We start from the raw sequence: 21061 nt of genomic DNA, 5'->3' as shown, positions 1-21061 counted from the left end.
CCCGCCCCCCCCCCCCCCCCGCCCCGCCCCCCCCCCCCCCCCCCCCCGCCCCCGCCCCCCCCCCCCCCCCCCCCCCCCCCCCCCCCCCCCCCCCCCCCCCCCCCCCCCCCCCCCCCCCCCCCGCCGTCAGACCCCTCGCGTAGCTAAGCAAACCACCGGCATTCTCCCGAGCAACGCAACCCGCACACCACTGCCCACACCGTCACCGCTGACACCTTCCTCGCCGTTAGGCACCACCACACCGAACCCGGACACCCCGTCATCGCAGACGGGCACGCCTGACGACACAGGATCCACTTCACCCAAGCCATCCGATAAGACGGATGATCAAACTTCGCATGTGGTGCGCTTCGACCCCGCCGACGGAAGCACACCCACACAGGCGAACGTGAAAACCGGCACCCTCGTCACCCTCCCCCCGCAACAGAACCCGCAGCGTCCCGGCTTCCGGTTCGACGGGTGGACACTAGACGGCCAGCCTTTCGACTTCCGGACCCCCATCCTGCAGGACACCACCCTGAAAGCCCAATGGGCCAAGGCGACGGACTGGACACTGAGCCCGGACCACGGACCCGCCACCGGCACTAGGCTGACCATCAGCCCGCCCGACAGGCAGGAACCTCAATTCGCCAGCGTCCAAGCCGCCGGAGAGCAGTTTATCGGCCTGACAGGCGACGGCCGCATCCACACCTGGACGCAGGACCACACACCCAGCCAAGTTGCTCTCCCCGCCCAGGCTCCCGACGGGTTCCGTTACCTGCAGGCCGCAGCCGGCAGCCACCTGCAGGCCGCGCTCGGATCCGACCAGCACATCTACACCTGGACCAGCGGACGAACAACGCCCACCATCCTCGACGCCAGCCAGAACACCAGGTTCACCAGCATCAGCATAAACGACGACCGGCTCCTGGCCGTGGACGAGAAAGGACAGGTCCACGCCTTCCAAAACAGCCAGGCCGACAGCCAGAATCAGAATCTGAAGCCCGCCGAACAGGTGACGCTCAGCCTGCCTGGAAAGACGCAGGCCGTCACCGCCGTCGCCTCCGGCAGCCAGGCTCTCATCGTGGACGCGGACGGCCAGGCCTGGACCTGGGAGACGAGCAACACCGGCAACATCAAACCTGAACCCATCAAACAGGACCCGGGAATGCGCACCGTCCAAGCCGCAGCCCTCGACCAAGGATTCCTCCTCCTGGACGCAGAAAGGCAGATCCATTACCTGGCCGACAACACGACCAGCATCTCAGCGGTCAGCCTGCCGGAAAGCAATAAAGCCAGCCGGATCAGCGCCAACGATAGCCAGGCCATCATCACCGACACAGACGGCCACCTCTGGGCCTGGAAGCCAGGCGAAACACCCATGCCCGCGGACAACGGGAGCAAGCAATACATACAGGCGGCCGAAGCCGACGGCAGAATCACCGCCATAGACGGGCAAGGCAACTTGTTCACATGGGGCCTGAACCCTCACAATGATCAGGGCAAGCCAGCAAGAATCGCCACTATCACAACGTTCACACTGGAATCAGCCAGCATGAGCGGCCAGGCATTGACGCTCAGCAAAACAGACGACACCTGGCAGGTAGAAGCTCCAGCCCACGAGCCCGGACAAGCCACCATCACTATCACCGGCAGACAAGACGGCCAGCCCTTCAGCAGCAGCCTCAAGTACACCGTCGACCAGCCGCTGTTAAGGGATATCCAACAGGATTCCACCCACACGGTCACCTTCGATACAGCCGGAGGAAGCCAGGCACCCCAACCCCAGCAAGTCGACTACCCCTACGGTAGGGTGAAGCGGCCCTCCCCCGACCCGAAGCGTGCTGGTTACCAGTTCTACGGATGGTTCATCGACAATGTCGCCTACGACTTCAGCAGGCCTGTAACCAAGGACCTCAGACTTACTGCCCATTGGTCGTCAAACAAGTGGACAATAAGCCCTGATACGGGTAGCCAAATCGGCGGTGAAACGACCACCATTACCCCACCAACCAATACAAATGGTATCAAGTTCAACCAGATCAGCAGCTCAAACACCGGTTCATTCTCACTGGCCGTGGGCAGCGACGGGAACGCATACGCCTGGGGAGACAACACGTATGGTCAGCTTGGCGACGGGACGGCCAAAAACTCCCGGTCTACGCCGGTGATGGTGAAGAAGCCTAATCAAGAGAGCTATCCGGACCTGCCGGCGGATTTCACCTACGTGCAGGTCAGCGCTGGAGGTCGGCATTCGCTGGCCTTGGGCAGTGATGGCTACGTGTACGCCTGGGGATACAACGGCTTCGGCCAACTCGGCAACAACACGAAAACGAATTCGTATGTTCCTGTGCGCATACGCGACCCCGCCACCCCCGCCGACACGAGCAAAGGGCTGCAATCCGTACAGGTCAGCGCCGGAGGCGATTTTTCGCTGGCTGTAGGCAACAACGGAAACGCCTACGCCTGGGGATGGAACTGGTATGGCCAACTCGGCAACAACACCAGCGGTTTCAGCGAGTATTCGCCTTTCCCGGTACTCGTGCGCACTCCCGACAGCCCTGCTGATGAGAGTATGGGGATGAAAGCCATACAAGTCAGCGCCGGTAACTTGCATTCGCTGGCTTTGGGCAGCAATGGATACGTGTACGCCTGGGGATGGAACAGCTATGGACAGCTTGGCGACAATACCAACGACATCTCTGAGGATTCACATTCGGCTTTCCCTGTGCGCGTGCGCGACCCCGGCAATCCCTTCGAAACGAGTACGGGGCTGAAAGCCATACAGATCAGCGCCGGATACGATCATTCGATGGCCGTGGGCAGCGACGGGTACGCATACGCCTGGGGATGGAACATCAAGGGCCAGCTCGGTAACAACACCACCAACGACAGCTACAGTGGGAATCCTTTTCCTGTGCGCGTGTGCGACCCCGCCAACCCCACTGATACGAGCAAAGGGCTGAAAGCCACACAGGTGAGCGCCGGATACTGGCATTCGCTGGCCGTGGGCAGCGACGGATACGCCTACGCCTGGGGATACAACTGGTATGGTCAGCTCGGTAACAACACGAAAACGGATTCGTATGTTCCTGTGCCCGTGCGTGACCCCGCCAACCCCACTGACACAAACAAAGGGCTGAAAGCCACACAGGTGAGCGCCGGATACTGGCATTCGCTGGCCGTGGGCAGCGACGGATATCTGTACGCCTGGGGAAACAACGGAAACGGTCGGCTCGGCGACGGCACCACCAACGGCAAGTTAGCTCCTGTGTCGGTGGTGTTCAACCTGCAGCCGGTGATCGCCGCAGCCAGGTTCGACGCCAGCCCCGGCACGCATCTGACTCCTGTCAGCAACAGCGCCACTGTACTCACGCCCGCACATCAGCCAGGCACGGTCACGGTCAGCGTGGACTACACGATGGGCGGCGCAGGAAACACGCTGACCGACACATCCCTCACCTACACATACACGCCTACAGGTGTGCTCCCCCAGGCCGGCGGTGAGGGCATTCTGCTGGCCCTGGCCACCGGCATGACCGGCATGGGCGGGATGCTGGCCTCCCACCGCCAAAGGAAAGAAACGAAGCGATTCCTACATACTTCACACGAGTAAGAAGGCTGGCAGGTGGGTCAACCCCCGTCCACCCGCCTCAACGGGGGCGCATGGAGGAAAGTGTCATACAAGGCTCAATCCCCAAGGAGCCGGCACTCCTCCTGCGCCCCACCACATTTCTGATGGCGGAAATACGAGCAAGCTGCTCTTTTCCTCGGCCTGAGACAGATATTGACGTGGCCAGACTCGCCAAGGTCACATGGCTCCAAGTCAGATCGGTTTCCGTACTTGCTTCACGGCTGGGCATAATTGTTTTGAACAACCGCATTCCCCCAACCTAGCGGGATCATCGTCACCTGGAGGCTATTGGCTTGTGTGTGTTGTCGGCGGGCTGGGTGGTAGGGTGAAAAGCGGGGGATGTCGAGAAGACGGCTGGCTTGCGCCATTGGCTCCTGCGATGTGATGCAGGGTTGGCGCTGGCAGGCAGAACTTGAGTAGGCAAGCGGTGTTGATACCGCTTGGTGTCTGGTGAAGGGGTTTTGGTGATGCATTTGGTTTCCCGTCTGCGTCGCATCCTGGCGATGATGATCGTCCTGCTGGGAATGCTTGCGGGCCTGGGCGTCGCATCCGCCCAGGCGGATGCTCCTGTCCTCACCGGGGGGGGGGGGTCGTCAGACCCCTCGCGTAGCTAAGCAAAACTCCGGCATTCTCCCCAGCAGCGCAACCAGCACGCCACCGCCCACACCATCACCGATACAATCCACCACACCGTTAAGCCCGACAGCAAGCCCAAACACCCCGTCATCGACGACGGAAACACCCGACAGCGCAGACTCCGCTACGGCCAAATCAACCAAAAAGGCGGATGATCAACCTTCACACACAGTGCGCTTCGACCCGAACAACGGCAGCACACCCACCCAGGCGAGCGTGAAGACCGGGACGCTCGCCTTCCCTCCGCAGCAGAATCCTCAACGTGATGGCTTCCGGTTCGACGGGTGGACACACGACAACCAGCCTTATGACTTCCGGACCCCCATCCTCCAGGACACCACCCTGAAAGCAGAGTGGACCAAGACCGCGGACTGGCGGCTGAGCCCGGAGCACGGGCCCGCCTCCGGCGCCCGGCTGACCATCAGCCCGCCCGACAGGCAGGAACCTCAATTCGCCAGCATCCAAGCCGCTGGAGACCGGTTCCTCGGCCTGGCCGGCGACGGCCGCATCCACACCTGGACGCAGGACAGCACACCCAAACAGGTTCCCTCCCCCGCCCAGGCTCCTGCCGGGTTCCGCTACCTGCAGGCCTCAGCAGGCAGCCGATCGCAGGCTGCTTTGGGATCCGACCAGCGGATATACACCTGGGCCAGCAGACAGCCCACGCCCGCCATCCTTGACGCCGATCGGAACATCAGGTTCACCAGCATCAGCATGAACGACGATCGGCTCCTGGCAGTGGACCAACAAGGACAAATCCACGCTTTCCGGACCAGCCAGGCCGACAGCCAGGGCCTGAACCCGAAATTCTTGGAGCAGGCCGCCATCAGCCTGCCCGGAAAGGCGCAGGCCGTCACCGCCGTCGCCTCCGCCAGCCGGACCCTCATCGTGGACGAGGACGGGCAGGCCTGGACCTGGGAGATGAGCAAGACAGGAAGCGGCAAGCCCGTCCGCGTCAAGCAGCAGCCGGAAACCCGTATCGTCCAGGCGCAGGCCCTCAACCAGGGGTTCCTCCTCCTGGACACGGACGGGCAGGCCCGGTACCTGGCTGGCAGCACGACAAGCATGACCCCAGTCAGCCTGCCGGACGGCGCGCAGGCCAGCCGGATCACCGCCAACAAGGACCAGGCCGCCATCACTGATGCGGACGGCCACGTCTGTACCTGGCAGCCCGGCAAGACCCCCAAACGCGCAGACAGCAGGAACCAAGCCTACGTGCAGGCCGCCGCTGCCGGCAACAGGATCAGCGCCATCAGCAGGCAGGGCGGCATGCTCACATGGAGCATGAACCCTCAAAACAACCCAGACAAGCCAGCAAGAGTCAGCACCGCCACAGCGCCCATCCTGGAATCAGCCAGCCTGGACGGCCAGCCGCTCAACCTCAGCAAGACCGGCAGCGCCTGGCGGGCTGAAGCTCCCGCCCGCAAGCCGGGACAAGCCGCCATCCTCATCACTGGCAGGCAGTACGGGCAGCCTTTCGCCAGGAGCCTTGCGTACACGGTCGACCAGCCGCCGGCACGGGCTGCGGAACCAGGATCCGCGTTCACGGTCCGCTTCGACACAGGCGGCGGAAACCCCAAACCAGCAGACCAGACTGTCCCCGCCCCGTACGGGAGGGCGAAACGCCCCTCCCCCGACCCTGAGCGGGAAGGCTTCCTGTTCGACGGATGGTTCATCGGCAATATCGCCTACGATTTCAGCAGACCCGTCGACAAGTACCTGACCCTGGCCGCCCACTGGACGCCGGCAAGCCGGAACAGCGGGTGGAGCATCAGCCCTGATAAGGGCAGCCAGCTGGGCAGGGAACCCACGACCATCACCCCGCCCGACAGCGCCAGCCGCGGCATCAGATTCAGCCAGATCAGCGGAGGAAGGGACTACACCTATGGTTTTTCCTTGGCGGTGGGCAGCGACGGGAACGCCTACGCCTGGGGATCCAACTACTATGGCCAGCTCGGCAACGGGACGAGAGACGACAAGCATGCGCCGGTCATGGTGAGAACGCCTGACCGCAAGGCGTACCCGGACCTGCCAGCGGATTTCACCTACCTGCAGGTCAGCGCCGGAGGCTCTCATTCACTGGCCCTGGGCAGCGACGGCAACGTTTACGCCTGGGGAAACAACAGCAATGGCCAGCTCGGCGACGGGACAACCAGCAGCTATCAGACTGCGCCGGTCAGGGTGAAGACGCCCGACCGCAGCACGTACCCGGACCTGCCGGCGGATTTCACCTACCTGCAGGTCAGCGCCGGATATTATCATTCCCTGGCCCTGGGCAGCGACGGCAACGTTTACGCCTGGGGATACAACGGCGATGGCCAGCTCGGCGACGGGACAACCACCGATCGGCATGCGCCGGTCAGGGTGAAGACGCCCGACCGCAGCACGTACCCGGACCTGCCGGCGGACTTCACCTACCTGCAGGTCAGCGCCGGAGGCTCTCATTCACTGGCCCTCGGCAGCGACGGCAACGTTTACGCCTGGGGATACAACTACTATGGCCAGCTCGGCGACGGGACAGGCAGCTACAGCCAGTCTGCGCCGGTCAGGGTGAAGACGCCCGACCGCAGCATGTATCCGGACCTGCCGGAGGATTTCACCTACCTGCAGGTCAGCGCCGGATACTGGCATTCGCTGGCCGTGGGCAGCGACGGCAACGTTTACGCCTGGGGACACAACGGCAATGGCCGGCTCGGCGACGGGACAACCGTCAGCTACCGGGCTGCGCCGGTCAGGGTGAGGACGCCCGACCGGAAAACCTACCCGGACCTGCCAGCGGACTTCACCTACCTGCAGGTCAGCGCCGGAGGCTCTCATTCACTGGCCCTCGGCAGCGACGGCAACGCCTGGGCATGGGGAGACAACCAGTATGGCCAGCTCGGCAACAACAGCAGCGGCAGCTATGCGAGTTCGTCTGTTCCTGTGCGCGTGCGCGACCCCGCCAGCCCCACCGACAGGAGCAAAGGACTGCAAGCCGCACAAGTAAGCGGCGGATGGAGTCATTCGCTGGCCGTGGGCAGCGACGGGAACGCCTGGGCATGGGGAGGCAACGGCTATGGCCGGCTCGGCGACGGCAGCACAGACAGCAAGTCGGCTCCTGTGCCGGTATCGTTCAACCTGGCTCTGGTGATCACCGGCGTCAGGTTCGACCAGACCGCCGCATCAGGGCTGACGCGCGGCGACGGCAATAGCGTGACCGTGACCACGCCCGCACACCAGCCGGGCACGGTCACCGTCAGCGTGGACTACACGCTGGGCGGCGCACCCCAAACGCCGGACACTAGCCTCAGGTACACGTACCTGCCAGCAGGCGTGCTCCCCCAGGCAGGCGGGCAGGGCATCCTGCTCGCCCTGGCCACCGGCATGACCGGCATGGGCGGGGTCCTCGCCTCACGCCGCCACCGGCAGGAGACACGCCGACTGCTTCACGCTTCGCACGAGTAAGAGCGGCCGGGCGGCGTATCAATCCCCCCGCCCCCGGCCCATCAAGGGGGAGCAGGGAGGACAAGTGCCACTTTAGGCTCAACCCCAAGAGAGCCGACACTTCCCTCCCGCGCCCCCACCACACTTCCGCAGGCAGAAGCCGAGGGCAGGCATGCACGCCCCCGTCCCCGCCCGGGAGAGGAGGAAACACGGCCAGACCGGCCAGAAGGCCTAACAGCCCCAAACCAGCCCGGCCGCTGTTCATCTCCCTACCCCAGCATAATCGCGCAAACAGCAGCTTCAGCCCCTAGCATTCAGCCACGCCCGCCTTCACCCACAGCCAAGCCTCGGCGGGCATGCAGTGAAAGTTGCGGTATCGTTACCGCACTGATATAACTGAAGGCTGTCAGAACCGTTCGCCTGCCCATGGCGGCGGTCAGGCAACCGCCGAGGTCGGCAGTCCGGCCCGGCGGCCGACCACTTCGACGAAAGGCCATGATGGCATACGCGACGATCAGGGATGTGGCCCAACGGGCCGGTGTCTCCGTATCGACGGTCTCCCGAGCCCTCAACGACTCCGGGCGCATCTCCCCCGCCACACGACAGCGCATCAACCAGGTCATCCACGACCTGCACTATGTGCCGGACTCCCGGGCCCGATCCATGCACTCCGCCCACTCGCGCACCATCGGCCTGCTCATCCCCGACATCCGCAACTCCTACTTCGCGGATCTGGCCTATCTGATTCAGGGCCAGCTGCTCAACCATGGCTTCCAGACCCTGATCTGCACCTCCACCCAGGGCGACCCCGGCGAGGATCGGGCCCAGGTGCGCAACCTGCTGGGCCAGCACATCGACGGAGCCATCATCGTGCCCGGGCCGCGTTCCTCGCGCACCCTGGAGGAACTGACCCGACGCGGACTGCCCCTGGTCTGCGTGGACCGTGCCGCCGAGGGTGCCGCCGGACGCGACGGGCGGACAATCCCCTACGTGGACGCCGACCCTAAGCCCGGTCTGCGGCAGGCCCTTGAGGATCTGCACGCCCAGGGCCACCGACGCATCACCCTGGTGCCCGGGCCACTCAAGGAATCGGCCACCTTCCGGGAACGTCTGGACGTATACCGGAACCTGCTGGCAAGCATAAAAGACATGGACGACCCCCTGGCCGACCAGGTTGACCCCGGCACCTTCGACCCCGACATGATCGACCTCTGGGCCCGGCAGGGAATCACCGGCGTGCTCTTCGGATCCTCCCTGGATGCCATACGCGCCATCAAAACGGCCCAGTCCCGGGGAATCAGCATCGGCGAGGACCTGTCCATGATCACCTTCGACGACCTGCCCGTCTTCCGCATCCTGACCCCGGCAGTTTCAACCATCTCCCAGCAGATCGACACCATGGGGACCCGCTGCGTGGACATGCTCCTGGCTCTGATGGCAGGCTCGCCCGTGCGGTCGGTCCGGCTACAGACCAGCTACCGCCACTGCGCCTCGGTGGGGCGCCCGCCCGCGCACACCGGCCAGGATCCCTGAACCTGTCACAGTGTGATTATCAAGGCGGACAAGCTCATCAAGGAACGGAGAAACATGATTAAAGATATGGCGGCGGCATCCGACCAGGTGCTCAAGGGACTGGATACCATCACAGGATCCATCTCGGTGGTCGGGTCCATGAATGCGGACTACACCGTCAACACCGACCGGCTGCCCAAGCCCGGCGAGACCATCAACGGCGGTCCCCTGCAGGTGCTGCCCGGGGGCAAGTCGGCCAACCAGGCGGCGACCGCGGCCCGCATCGGCGCCCAGGTCAGGCTCTTCGGGGCCGTGGGATCCGACTCCAACGCCGACTTCCTGCTGGGGCAGTTGGGCAACGCCGGGGTGGACGTCTCCCATGTGATGACCGTGCCGGGAGCCAGCGGAACCACAGTCATCACCGTGGATGCGCGCGGCGAGAACACCATCGTCTACTCCCCCGGCTCCAACGGCAAGGTGGATGTGGACTACGCCCATCGCTCCCGCCAGGCCCTGACCTCGGCCAAGGTGCTGGGCCTGTGCCTGGAGAGCCCCATCGAGACGGTCACCGAGGCCGCGCGCATGGGCCACGAGGCCGGCATGACCGTGCTGCTCAATGACTCCCCCTTCCGTGCCGACCTGCCCGCCGACCTGATCGCCAACTCGGATCTGATCCTGGTCAACGAGCATGAGATGGCTCAGCTGCTGGGCATCGACGAGCCCGAGGACGGCGACTGGCTGGGGGCCGACTGGGACCGGATCAACCAGACCATGCGGGACTTCGGCTTCTACCGGGCCATCGTCACTCTGGGCGGCGAGGGATCCATGGTGCTGGACCAGGGCCGGACCTACCGGATTCACGCCGTGCATGTGGACGCCGTGGACACCACCGGCTGCGGGGACGCCTTCATGGGCACCGTGCTGGCCGGCCTTGCCTCCGACATGACCCTGGTGCAGGCCGCCCAGCTGGCCTCCTACGTCTCCGCCTACGCCGCCACCGGGCAGGGGGCGCAGGCCTCCTACGGCACAGCCGAGCAGATTCGGCTGCGTTTCTCCTGAGATTGGGCGCTCGGGGGCGGACCATCAAAATCAAGCCATCGGGATTAGTCCACCGGGGTCTTATGACCGAGGTCCGTTGGTCGGGGTCCAACGATTAGGCAGGTGGACCGCTTTTGGCCCCTCCCCGGCTTTGTCAGGCCGACGAACCGTTGTGGAATGCACGACGGGGAGTCGGCCTGACTGGTATTTGAGTGAAGGAACGGCATTAAGCCCCTCGAGGTGGCTAAACCGATGATCAGTAACCACATCTGCAAAGCCACAATCCTTCGACCAATCATCAAGCACCCACCCCCGATTGTGACTGCTCCGAATCATCCACCTTGCGATAGCCAGGGACCATATTTGACCACATCATCCCTCGGACTGATGGCGCCTCCCATCACCCACGAATATTGTTGGTTCCATGAACACAGTCAGTCAAACAGCGCAGCGGCCGATCACCGGGTCCAACGGTCGAACGCTGCTGACTGACACTCTCCTGGCCATCCTTCTACTTCTACTGGTGAGCGGCCCCACCTCCGCTTCCGTTCCAATAGATGGAGCCCTGATCCCCTCGCAGAAAATCCAAATTCTGATCTGGACGATCCTGATCATAGCGCCTGTCATTATCCGTCGCCGATTCCCCGACCTGGCAGCCGGGCTCTTCATCGCTGTGGCTCTGGCTCAGCTCCTGTTGGGGCCTGCCATCATGCTCGCTGATGCAGTCTGCCTGGTAATGGTCTATTCCTGTCTGCTCTACGGACGCCCATCCCTGCGTCGACTCTACCTGACCTTGACCTGGGTCATGATGTCCTTAGCCTGCCTGGCCTTCACGTTGGTCAATTCGGGGTTTCTGCCTCCAGGCAGGACACGGCAGGACCGCACCTTCATGTCGCCGAGCTCATTTAAAGAGCTGACGATCAACTTCCTATTGAATTTTCTGTTCGATGGGCTTCTGCTGCTCGTCGCCATCATTGCCTCCTACTGGACGCAGACCAGGCGGGATGCCCTTGACGAGGCCCGGCAACGCAACCACGCCTTGGCCCTGCAGGCAGAACAAAGCGCGGCCCTGTCTGCAAGCGCTGAGCGGGCCCGCATGGCCCGTGATATGCACGATGTCGTCGCACACACCCTGTCCATTGTCATCGTGCAGGCCGATGCCGGCAGATATGCTGCCACTGCCGATGCGAACCTGGCCCTCAAGACCATGCGCACGATTGATCAAGAGGGCCGTCGCGCCCTACGTGAGCTGAGCTCGCTCTTCGGCAAACTCAGGGCTCCAACCAACCCGGCGGCCGAAACCAGCCAAAAAACAACGGATTTCCCCCCAAGTCAACACCAGTCTTCCCCAAAAATACTTGACCAATCTCAAGCAACTGCCCCAACGAGCTCTACTCGTCAATTTGCGAACGCGCATGATCGCAATTCAGTTGATGCAGAACTTGCTCAACCAAGACAAGCCAGCGGTCATCTTCCCACAATTAAAGAGACTCCAACTGTTAACACTGCCAAGGCCAACGTTGATACGGCCGGCAATGCACATACTTGGCCCTCGGCTGCCACCTCTTCAAGCAATCCACCGACCAGCTACGGATCATGGACAGACCTGATAGATGCGGCTCGACTCACTCAGCCAGAATCACAATTCAGTCGACGAGTCGAAGGCCGGCCCCAACCGCAAAGGTTGGATCGCAGCCGCGCCATAACTGTTTACCGGGTCCTGCAGGAAGCATTGACCAATGTTCGCAAGCATGCCGCTCCTGCTTCACACGTGTTGATTGATGAACGGTGGTTCACGGACGGTTTGAGCCTGACTATTGACGACTACCCGCTTGACCTTGCCACTACTCTTTCAGATTCTCAGCCGCAGATGGAACAACCTGAGCATTCAGGCTTCGGCCTTTTGGGAATGCGGGAACGACTGACGTCTCTGGGAGGCAACCTTCAGGCTGGTCCCAAACCAAATGGCGGTTACCACCTTCAGGTATGGATTCCTTTTGTCGCTCCGCCAAAATCCGACCCCGAAATGGGAATATACGCAAATCGACAAGCTCGATGGTCCCTGCGCTCGATTGTCTCCAAGCTCTTCACTTGGTTTCAACGCCATCCATTGACAGCCGACCTGGGTTTGGTAATCGGACTCGTGTTGGTAGGGAATCCAGGTCAAGCTCTTTCTATAGCACCTGTCACGCCCCAATATGATCCGGGCCGACCAGTAAGGATCATCGCCACGCTAGGTATCACTTTGCCTCTGATTGTGCGCAGAGTCCGTCCCGGCATTTGCGCCGCCCTAGTGGCTGCAGTTGCCGCCCTGCTGCTGCTCTTCTCGCCATGGCTGCCAGAGGCTGCGATCTGTTCCCCAATCGCCGTCTATTCGGCAGTGGTTTACGGTAAAGACACCACCAGGCGATGGGTTCCATTCGCGGTCATCACGGATGTGGTTTTATGGGCTGCCAGATGTGTGGCCAATAACCAAGGGTGTCCCAACGTTCTGTCATACATTACAGAACGACCAGCAGAATCACCTTTTTCTGCGTCCAATTTAACGCATTTCACAGTGATGGCCGCGCCGGCCTTGATCTGTCTGCTGACCATTCTGATTGCGTCGCACCAACGCACTCGTGGTTCGGTCCTTATTCTGCAGCAGGAACGCGAGCGCGCGCTAAGCCAGACCCTGCAGGAAAGCCAGGCTCTGGCCGCCAATCAGGAACGGGAACTTATCGGCGCCACCATGCAGGTAGAAGTAGCTGACACACTAAATACAGTCATTGCATCCACCACTAAAGCCATCGGCGTGTTGAACGATTATCAAGTCAAGGGAGTGAGCCCTCCCCCGGAACAGATAGCACAAGCCTTCGGCGACATTGCAAGTCAAGGACGCGAGGCCCTGGCTCGGATGCGGCAACTGCTAACAGTCCTGCGTCACAGTTCCAGCACCGACCCGCATTCAGACACCGAGACCATCCATGACCCGAACAAGAGTGTTAATTCAGATGGGAGCCACAAGGTTGAATCCACCCACAAAACCCCACCTATGACAGCTCTTCACCCAGCCAAACCCCTGCCAGTAGATCTTAACGATCAGGTTGACAACCCTTCGCAACATTCGCAACGGGACAAGAAACCGATGTATGTCCAATCGGACACCAGGCATGGGCATTCTTGATAATGAGCACTAATGAGCACAGCAGGTAATCAGCACAACCGAAGAATCAAGCACCCCACGAATCATGCATCCGAACATTAACCTGCCCCAGGAATCAATGACTAGGGTAAGTCGTTTAATTATTTGACAGTTACTCCGGCAACGGATATTCAGGCAACACTTACAGCGATTGCCTTAGACACAAATCAAAATCAGCCGTAATTCCTGGCAACACTCAACTCAGATAAAATCTGAATGGTAGCGGTGGCTACCATCTAACGGAAAGAAGCAGGCAATCATGGAACGGACCAAACACATCAGCGTTGCCATCGTGGATGACCAGAATCTGGTCCGGGCCGGCTTTGCCATGGTCATCGGCTCCCAGGATGACATGACCGTGGTTGGCCAAGGCGCAGACGGCGAACAGGCAGTGGATCTGGCCTCACGCCTGCAGCCCGATGTAATCCTCATGGATGTCCGCATGCCCGGCGTGGATGGTTTGACAGCCACCCGCCGAATCACTGCCTTGTCACCTGACCGACCGGAGTCCAGGGTCATTGTGCTGACCACCTTTGATCTTGACGAATACGTCATGGCTGCCATAAAAGCCGGCGCATCAGGATTTCTGCTCAAGGATACCGAGCCTGAAACCCTCCTGTCCTCCATCCGTACAGTTCACCGGGGCAATGCGATCATCGCTCCTTCGGCTACAAAACGCCTGATCGAACACATGGCCCATGACGTGCCTGCGGCCGGGTCCATGCCATCGGGATCGACCTACCGCGATCCCGAAGTGGACCTGCTCACTGATCGCGAGCTGCAGGTCCTGATTCACATAGCCCAAGGTCTGAGCAACCAGGAGATAGCCGACAATCTGGGGATCTCACTGCCCACAGTGAAAACTCATGTCACTCACATTCTCCAGAAGATCAATGCCCGCGACCGCGTCCAGGCGGTGGTCTTCGCTTACGAAAACCATCTGGTATGAACCTGGACGTCATGCAGCATCAATCGTCACCAAGAGCCTCAATGGGTGAAACCTTGACTGCCTCCCTGGCTGGCAGCACACTGGCTGCCACAGCAGCCAGCAAGGCCACTGGCAGTATCAGCACAAAAGCCGACCATGGCACGGTGAAAGTCACGGACCCTAAGGGCACAAAGACCTGGTAGGCTCCTATCCATCCGAAGAGCGTTCCTAGAACGATTCCAGCCAGACTGGCTCCCAGGGCTATCATGCAGGCCTCGACTCCCAAGGATCGACGAACCTGGACGCTGCTCATGCCGATTGCCCTGAGCGTGGCAGTCTCACGACGGCGTTCCAGCACCGACATCATCAAAGTGTTGGAAACCCCTATCAGGGCGATAATCACAGCAACGCCCAGCAACGCCACCATGATTGCCAACAAGGAATCGATTCTTTCGCTCCATGTCCTCATTTGCGTCAGCCCTCCGCTCATAGCCATGTCGTCATGCTCTCCTACAGCCTGACGTATGTCATCCAAGAGCAGTGCGGTATCGCGATCTCCCTGCGTCCTAATCCAGATTTCATGCGTCTTGGTGTCAATCCCAGCGACATTCCGGGAGTCCGTGATTGCATAGACGCCACTGGTATCCAGCCCGCCGAATCCGGCGAAGACCCCGGTCAATGTTCTTCTTGCATCTGCCTCCTTTTCACGTTCGTCGTCCGCCTGAGGATCAGCTATCGACAACTTCAGCTGACTTCCATCCCGGTAACCGGAATGCTTGGAAATCGTTCTGGTCGACACCAGTAGCGCATCCGACCTTTGCATATCTGGACCCAGATCGGCATGAAGCACTCGCCTGATCCGTGAAGCATCCAAGGCATAGACAGTCATGGAAGCTTGTGAGGGGCCTCCTGACTCGACCTTGGCATTAAATCGCTGCACCAGCTCTGCATCTGCAACACCTTCGACACGCTCAATGGCCCGCACATTTCTCTTGTTCAGCCCCTGACCAGATATTTCAATATCCACGGAATAACGCTGATCAATATCCTTGAACAAAGTACGTTTAGCGGTTACCGCACCCGTAGCCAAAGTGGAGACCAGAGTTACGCCAATCAGCAGAGCAACACCTGTGGCAGCGACTCGTGAGGGATTTCGAGCGATATTCGCCACTCCGACCCTGCAAGATGGTCCAATCTTGGACACAGGTTTACCCAAACAACGCAGAAGAGCCGGAATCCATCGCCGAGCCCCTACCAGCGCACTCAGAAAGATCAGCAAAACACCCAATACTGCGAGACCTAGCAATCGTTCCTGCTGATTACTGGTCTGGACTGTGTCGCCAGAGTTTGTCCGGACTAACTCCCCTACGCGCCAAGATGACCAGGTCACCAACGCCAGACCAATGACAGCCAGCAGGATACTGATTCGTAAACCGGTCCGATTCCTGCTGCCCTGCTCCTGATAATCCACTGGCTGCAGGGCTTCAAGCGGTCTGACTCTGATAGCCCTATGACTAGATCCAAAGGCAGCCACCAGGGTTGCCAAAACACCGAGCACAAACGGAACCAGGAGGGAGGAGAGTGTAAGCAGGAGTTCAAACTTCATGGTGCCCGAATGCAAACCAAGGCAACCGGCAAGGCCCATCAAGCCCATGGCCAGCAGGATGCCGATCAGGGACGATATGACGCCAAGAAGCAGGGCCTGCTGCAGCACGCCTACCCTGATTTGCCGTCGATCAGCACCAATAATCCTCAGCAGGGCCAGATACCTGCGCTGTCTGGCCACCATGATCTGGAAGGTGTTGGCAATCACCAAGGCAGCCACCACCATGGCCAGCAAACCAAAAGTCATGAGGAAAAGAGTTGTGATGTCCACACCATCACCGGTCTGCTCTCTGAGCAGCCTGTCCTCTATGGTACGACGATCCTCCAGCTGGTATCCCTTGGGAACGTATCGCCTGATATTTTGCAGAGTGTTCTGAAGCTCCTTGCCTTGGCCATCAACCTGCAGATAGACATTATTCACAGGAGGAGACTCCGGTCCAACTATTCCCGCCATACTCAGCAGACGCTCAATCCGAGAATCCCTCAGCACCACAGCTCCACCGAAGGCATCGTACTGTCGACCACGGCTCTTGCTGATGCCTGAGATGGTCAAGTCCACGGTTCCTTGGTCAACAAGGCGTTCTTTGCTTGCAGAATCCTGAGCACTATCGCTATCACTACCTGGCAGCATCAAGGTGGACAGATGGAGGCGCACCTTATCACCCAGGCCCGCCTGGAGCCTGTCGGAGACGGGATGCGGCAGCACAACCTGATCATCTGAATCCGGCCATTGCCCCCGGACCAGATCAACAGGCATGAGTTCCTGCCTGGCACTCACAATGGCCAGAATCCCCTTGCTGGATTGACCGTTCGCTTCCGTATCCACCAAGAGGCTGACATCAGGGCGCAGACCACGAACCCCCTGCAAGTTCGACAGTCCTTTGCCGTCAAACTCGTCGAACAGGATTGGCTTGTCCTGATCCTCTCTGGAGGCCACAACATAGTTGGCTTGACCAGCATCCACGCTGATCTCGCGACGCATGGAGGCTTTCGCCACGTTGCCAAAAAGGAGCGTCAGGCACATAAAGAGGGTGCCGATAACGATGGCCAGACCAGCCGGCATCATCATACGTGCATCGCGCTTCATCATCGTACGGGTTATCCGCCACACAGTGCACCCCCTAGTCCCGTACCTGGGAATCGCCTGCAGTGCCAGCCGACACTTGTTCAGCCAGAAGGTCATTCATGGCCTTCACTGTCGGATTCTGTCGGTCCGCGACTATCCGTCCGTCGGCAAAGACCAGCGCACGATCGGCGTAGGATGCGGCATAGGCATCATGCGTGACCATGATGACGGTCTGCCCCAGCTCGCGGACCGAATCCCGAAGGAAGCTGAGCACCTCGGTCGAGGAAGCCGTGTCCAGGTTTCCCGTAGGCTCGTCCGCAAAGACGATCGAAGGCTTGGTGATGAGGGCCCTGGCGATTGCCACTCGCTGCTGCTGGCCACCCGAGAGCTCGCTGGGCCGATGGTCCAGCCTCTCCGACAATCCCAGAGTCTCTACCAGCTGCTCCATCCATGAGGTGTCGGGCCGAACGTCGTCCAGTACCAGCGGCATGAGGATGTTCTGTTTGGCAGTGAACATAGGCAATAGGTTGAAGCTCTGGAAGATGAATCCCAGATGCCGTCTCCTGATAAGGGTCAGCTGACGGTCGTCCATTCGTGTCAGGTCGACTCGGCCGGCCTGATCAATCGATGGATGGTGACGATCTCCGCTCTTCGAATGCAGAAGATCAGCGCCCATATAGACATGACCTGAGGTGACAGTATCCAGACCAGCCAGAACGTGCATGAGCGTTGACTTGCCCGAACCTGAAGGACCCATGATGGCCGTGAACCGACCTTGTTCGAAATTCACGTCAATTCCACGCAGGGCATGGACGGCGTTCGATCCTTGCCCATAATCCTTGGTCAGCTGCCTGGCGCTGACGGCCGGCTGACCCACGATGCCTGGACCTGCTCTGTCGATCAACCCTTGTGAAGACGAATTATCCGCTTTGTTCTGCATGGTGCTCCTTATCCGCGAGGAAACCTTTCTCCCGTCAGCTTCCGACCCTATGCGGCCATCGGCTGCCGCGATATGCTCCCTGGGAGCGATGAAGATAATCATCCTTACGGATGAGTGCGCTGAAGAAGTCCTCCTGTTAGGCTGACACCATCCAACTCAACGCGGGGCTGCGGGAATGGACATCTGCGGAGATGAAGCGAATCATGTTCAGCACAAGAGACATGAGTCACAAGACATGCAACCATCGGACCAAGGAATTGAGGCTGTTGCCTAGATCTCCTTGATTGACTACAGGAATAACGAGCTTCCTTAGCTCAAGCTGAATCGTTTCCGAGCAGCATCAAGGAAATCATCACCCGGTAGAATGAGTCATTCATTCCCGACGCCGACCAAAGCATGCCAGGATGAAGGCTGCTTGCCGTCATTCCTCAGCAAGAGCCACGACCGGTGGGGTCCGGTTGACGCGCCTTGCGGGCAGAACACTTGCCAGAATCGCCGCTACGAGCGCCACCAGCAGAATCACCAGCCCGGTGGACCAGGGAATGGGGAAAGCCACCGTACCCAGAGAGGAGAATATCTCATAGGCTGCAGCCCAGCCGAAGAGCAGGCCCAGGACCATGCCAGACAAGGACGACCCCAGGGCTATCAGCCCTGATTCCACAGCCAGTGACCGTCTAATCTGCTTCCGGGTCATCCCAATGGCCCGCAGGGTGGCGGACTCCCGCCGGCGTTCCAGCACCGAAAGGGAAAGCGTATTGGCCACGCCGATCAGGGCGATGGCAACCGCCACCGCCAGAAGAGCCAGGATGATCATGAGCAGGCTGTCGATGGTCCGATCCCACTGCTGCTTCTCAGCCAACCCACCCTTGACGGAAACAGCCGAATACCCAGAAAGCGCGTCTTTCACCTTGTCCATGAATGCCGAGACTGTTGGCGAGCCATCGATCTTGGCCCAGATCTGCACCGTCTGAGGCTGAATGCCATTTAGCAAGGATGAGTCAGTCAGGCCATATATATTGTTGGCATCAATTCCCTGGAAAGGCGCATAGACACTGGTCACGAAGAGTCTTTGAGCCACCGATGCGGATCCGCCATGAGCGCCGCCTTGAATCGGGTTGAGTATATTGAGTCCCAGATTCCCGCCGTCATGAAAATCCTTCTGTTTGTCCATGAGGCTTTTTGGAAGAAGAAGGGCATCTTGTCCGGAAAGATCCTTGCCGACTTTGGCGTTCAGGAGACAATCGATCTTGTGTGGATCCAGAGCGAAAATAGTCATTCCCGCACCGTTCTCGCCACCTGATTTGACCATGGCGGCATATTGGGGCACCAGCTCGGCCTGCGCAACCCCGTCGATTCGACGAATGGCGTTCAGAGCCTCGGCATCCAAGCCATCAGCGCTGATCTGCAGATCGACCGAGTAGTGCTCATCCAGCATGTCGGCCATGGTCTGTTTGGCGCTGGCGGCGCCTGTGCTCAGAGTGGCAACCAGTGTCACACCAATCAAGAGGGCGGTACCCGTAGCCGCCACACGGGAGCGGTTCCGAGCGATGTTGGCCACAGCGATTGTGGACGAGGGCCCGATTCGAGAAACCAGGGACCCGACTCCCTTGAGCAGGAAAGGAATCCAACGATTTGCACTGAAAAGGATGCCCAGGAAGGCCAGGACAATGCCGATGACAGCCATAGCAGCAACAATGTTCGGCCCATCTCCGGATGGCTTGCTGGCCTTGTCTGCCGTAACATTGAGCCTGACCTGCCAGAGGGACCAGACCGTCATGGCGACGCCCAGCAGAATCATGGCCACGCTGACAAACAGACGTATCCTGCTCGTCCGCTTGTTCTCCAGAAGATCGGCAGGCCTCAACGCCTCCAAAGGACTGACCCTGGTGGCGGCCCAAGAGGAGCCAAGGGAGGCCAGGACCGTGACGACGATGCCGAAAACGAGAGGCACCAGGATAACCGCCGGAGTCAGCTTCAATTGGAAGTAGAGGGAACTTGTATGAGCCTTGGCTGCACCCAGAATGGCCATGATGCCGATGGCGGCGCCGACCCCGATAAGGGATGCCACAGCGCCCAGGATGATGGAACGCATCAGAACGCTGGCCCTTACCTGGCTCTTATTGGCGCCTATCGTCCTCAGGAGGGCCAGGTAGCGACGTTGCCGAGCGACTATGACCTGGAAGGTGTTGGCAATGACTGTGGCAGCCACAAACATGGCCAGGGTGCCAAAGACCAGAAGGAAGGTGGTGACGGGGTTTTGGGAACCGCCGAGCGCGGTCTTGACCAGTCGGTCCTCCATAGTGTGACGGTCCTCAAGGGAATAGCCGGAAGGCATGAGCTTGCGCAGAGAGGCCAGACTCCCATCAAGGTCGCTGCCCTGCCCGCCAACATTCAGGTAAACGTTCTGGGCATACAGGTTACCTATGCCACCAAGACCTGCTGTAACCATAAAGACATCTATGGTCTTGGGGGTCAGCACTATTGCGCCGCCCGACTCGCCAAATTCGCCGCCCTCGTTGCCCTGGTTCGAGCTGACGCCCGACAAGGTCAGGGGCTTCGATATGAACCTGCCCGCCACCTGGTCAGCGCCGGCCTGCCCTTTCGGCCCAAGGTCCTCGGCGACATACAGCATGTTGGGCGACAGGTTCAGATTCACCTTGTCGCCCAAGGAGAGCTTGAGCCTGGACACAGTCGGCCCGGGTAGGACCACTTGGTCATCGGCGCTGGGCCAGGTTCCCTTGGCAAGACCGACCGGCATCAGTGATGAATCCGCCATGGGAATGGCGATCACGCTCTCGCTTTTGATCGTGCCGGCGCGGACATCCGCCATGAGCTGCGTGTCTGATCTGACTGCGTGAACGCCTGGGACCTTTGCCAGCTCCTCGGTTTTGAAGTCCTTCACCCTTTTCTGGTCAGGATGGCTCCCTTCCGCGGGGATGATGGCGTAATTGGCCTGGGCAGCATCGGATGAGACCATCCACCGCATGGAAACGTCCATGGTGTTGCCGAAGAGGAAGGTCATGGCAATAAACAGTGTTCCGACAACAATGGCGATGCCGGCAGGAACCATCATGCCCAGGTCATGCCGCATCATTTTTCTGGCAACGAACCACACA

At 60.3% G+C, this 21061-nt stretch carries 10 protein-coding genes (1 of these 10 only partly in view); 7 read left to right on the top strand and 3 right to left on the bottom strand.

What is annotated here, in order from left to right; translation table 11 throughout:
• The 7 genes from H3T89_RS01370 to H3T89_RS01345 form a co-directional block, all read left to right on the top strand.
• Positions 1 to 3595, top strand: partial view of an RCC1 domain-containing protein gene (locus H3T89_RS01370; RefSeq protein WP_442859981.1) — the 3' portion only. Its footprint begins 50 nt before the window's first position; only the last 3595 of its 3645 coding nucleotides appear in the window; the start codon falls outside the window, past its left edge; its stop codon occupies positions 3593 to 3595.
• Positions 3596 to 4080: 485 nt separating this feature from the next.
• Positions 4081 to 4227 (top strand): hypothetical protein, encoded by a 147-nt coding sequence (locus H3T89_RS08850; RefSeq protein WP_232348371.1) that lies wholly within the window; start codon positions 4081 to 4083, stop codon positions 4225 to 4227.
• A 238-nt stretch (positions 4228 to 4465) separates the two neighbouring features.
• Positions 4466 to 7693: an RCC1 domain-containing protein gene (locus tag H3T89_RS01365; protein WP_332461038.1), complete on the top strand. Its 3228-nt coding sequence runs from the start codon at positions 4466 to 4468 to the stop codon at positions 7691 to 7693.
• A 477-nt stretch (positions 7694 to 8170) separates the two neighbouring features.
• A complete protein-coding gene (locus H3T89_RS01360; RefSeq protein WP_198216006.1) occupies positions 8171 to 9205 on the top strand; it encodes a LacI family DNA-binding transcriptional regulator in 1035 nt (344 codons plus the stop codon).
• 54 nt (positions 9206 to 9259) lie between these two features.
• A complete protein-coding gene (locus H3T89_RS01355) occupies positions 9260 to 10243 on the top strand; it encodes a ribokinase (protein WP_198216005.1) in 984 nt (327 codons plus the stop codon).
• Positions 10244 to 10646: 403 nt separating this feature from the next.
• Complete coding sequence (locus H3T89_RS01350) at positions 10647 to 13388, top strand: DUF7134 domain-containing protein (RefSeq protein ID WP_198216004.1); 2742 nt, start codon at positions 10647 to 10649, stop codon at positions 13386 to 13388.
• Between the two features lie 277 nt (positions 13389 to 13665).
• Positions 13666 to 14355 carry a response regulator gene (locus tag H3T89_RS01345; protein WP_198216003.1) on the top strand — a complete coding sequence of 230 codons (690 nt, stop codon included), beginning with the start codon at positions 13666 to 13668 and terminating at the stop codon, positions 14353 to 14355.
• A 19-nt stretch (positions 14356 to 14374) separates the two neighbouring features.
• Here the strand turns inward: H3T89_RS01345 and H3T89_RS01340 are convergent, their stop codons facing one another.
• The 3 genes from H3T89_RS01340 to H3T89_RS01330 all read right to left on the bottom strand — a co-directional run bounded on the left by H3T89_RS01340 (position 14375) and on the right by H3T89_RS01330 (position 21060).
• Positions 14375 to 17029 (bottom strand): FtsX-like permease family protein, encoded by a 2655-nt coding sequence (locus H3T89_RS01340; RefSeq protein WP_198216002.1) that lies wholly within the window; start codon positions 17027 to 17029, stop codon positions 14375 to 14377.
• A 31-nt stretch (positions 17030 to 17060) separates the two neighbouring features.
• Positions 17061 to 17945 carry an ABC transporter ATP-binding protein gene (locus tag H3T89_RS01335; RefSeq protein WP_198216001.1) on the bottom strand — a complete coding sequence of 295 codons (885 nt, stop codon included), beginning with the start codon at positions 17943 to 17945 and terminating at the stop codon, positions 17061 to 17063.
• A 421-nt stretch (positions 17946 to 18366) separates the two neighbouring features.
• Positions 18367 to 21060, bottom strand: coding sequence for an ABC transporter permease (locus H3T89_RS01330; protein ID WP_198216000.1), 2694 nt, complete (start codon positions 21058 to 21060; stop codon positions 18367 to 18369).
• Position 21061 lies beyond the last annotated feature (1 nt).

Origin of the sequence: Bifidobacterium sp. W8114, assembly GCF_016101165.1 — a bacterium.
GTDB lineage: Bacteria > Actinomycetota > Actinomycetes > Actinomycetales > Bifidobacteriaceae > Bombiscardovia > Bombiscardovia asteroides.
Note: the sequence above shows the minus strand (reverse complement) of the source record. Positions and strands in the feature narration are given on the sequence as shown.